The following is a 1524-nucleotide window of genomic DNA, read 5'->3' on the forward strand; positions in this document are numbered from 1 at the left end:
GCTTAGACCCCATGACTGCCAGAGCCTCGGAGGCTCGAATCTGAGATGCTGATGATGGATTTTTCAGCAGCGGAGGCGAGTCATGACGGAGGCAGTGAAATACGTTGGTCTGGACGTGCATAAGGAAACCATTGCGGTCGCTGTTGCCGATGGACAGCGCGGAGGCGAGGTGCGTTTCATCGGAACAGTCGCCAACGAGGACGATGCGGTCAGAAAGCTGGTCAAGCGACTAACGGGACCGGGCGTTACGTTGAACGTCTGCTACGAAGCTGGTCCCTGTGGCTATGGCCTGCATCGGCTGCTGACGAAGCTGGGGCAGGATTGCATTGTCATCGCCCCCTCAATGATGCCGCGACGCCCGGGCGACCATGTGAAGACGGACCGACGTGACGCGATGACACTGGCGCGGCTGCTACGCGCCGGCGAACTCACCGCGATCTGGGTGCCGGACGAAGCGCATGAGGCGGTACGCGATCTCATCCGCGCTCGGCGAAATGCGCAGGACGATGCCATCGGGGCCAAGCAAACGGTGCGCAGCTTCCTGTTGCGTCATGATCGTCGTTTCGGCGGCAAGGCGGCCTGGACGAAAATGTACTGGCGGTGGTTGTCCGAGCAGCGGTTCGATTTTCCCCACCAACAGCTGGCATTCGAGGAAATGCAGAAGCGGGTGCTGGAGGCGCAGGCGCGAGTGGGACGGCTCGAGGCAGCATTGGCCGAAGCGGTGGATGCATGGTGTTTCGCGCCGCTGGTCCGCAATCTGCAGGTCCTGCGCGGTATCAGGCTGGTCAGCGCTGCGACGCTGGTCGCTGAAGTAGGCGATCTCACCCGCTTCGACAATCCCAAGCAACTGATGGCGTATGTCGGCTTGGTGCCGTCCGAGCACTCCAGCGGCGCTCGGACCAAACGGGGCCGGATCACCCGCGCGGGCAACGCGCAGGCACGAACCATGCTGATTGAGGCGGGCTGGTCGTATCGACTGCCCGCTCGCGAGGAACGACGCTACCGTGAGCGGGTCATCGACTTGTCCGAGGACATCCAGGCGATCGGGTGGAAAGCGCAGGTTCGCCTGTGCCAGCGCTACCGTCGCCTGGCGGCCACGGGCAAGCCTCAGCCCAAGGTGACCACCGCGATCGCGCGTGAACTGGTCGGCTATGCCTGGGACATCGCCCGTCGGGTGTCGCCGGCGATAGCCGGCTGATCCACCCACGACATTAACGAGAGGAGGCGCCAGCGCACCAACTGCATAGCCTTGGCCGGCGTGCCGCGGGCACCCGACTGTGATGGGCAATCCACGGTGTACGGTGGGGCAGGTTCGTCCGACGCCCGAACTTAGACGGAGGATAGGCCCAGCGACGGATACGGGTAGTGCGGCAATCAACCCGCGGATGAGAGCATGATCAATCGTCGTCGATCAGGCGCCCGCGGCACACCCGCCAAGGTCAATGCGACCGCTGGTCTCGCGGCCAGCGAAGGAGTAAACTCGGCCAGCGTCTCGGATGGCAGTCATGAGAGCGTATATCTGTG

1 protein-coding gene is annotated in these 1524 nt (G+C 63.5%); it reads left to right on the forward strand.

Annotated elements, in window-relative coordinates; genetic code table 11:
• Positions 1–82 precede the first annotated feature (82 nt).
• Complete coding sequence (locus OKA11_RS24280) at positions 83–1198, forward strand: IS110 family RNA-guided transposase (protein ID WP_017502580.1); 1116 nt, start codon at positions 83–85, stop codon at positions 1196–1198.
• Positions 1199–1524: the final 326 nt, after the last annotated feature.

This window comes from Novosphingobium clariflavum (assembly GCF_026420865.1).
In the GTDB taxonomy this organism is placed as follows: Bacteria; Pseudomonadota; Alphaproteobacteria; order Sphingomonadales; family Sphingomonadaceae; genus Novosphingobium; species Novosphingobium clariflavum.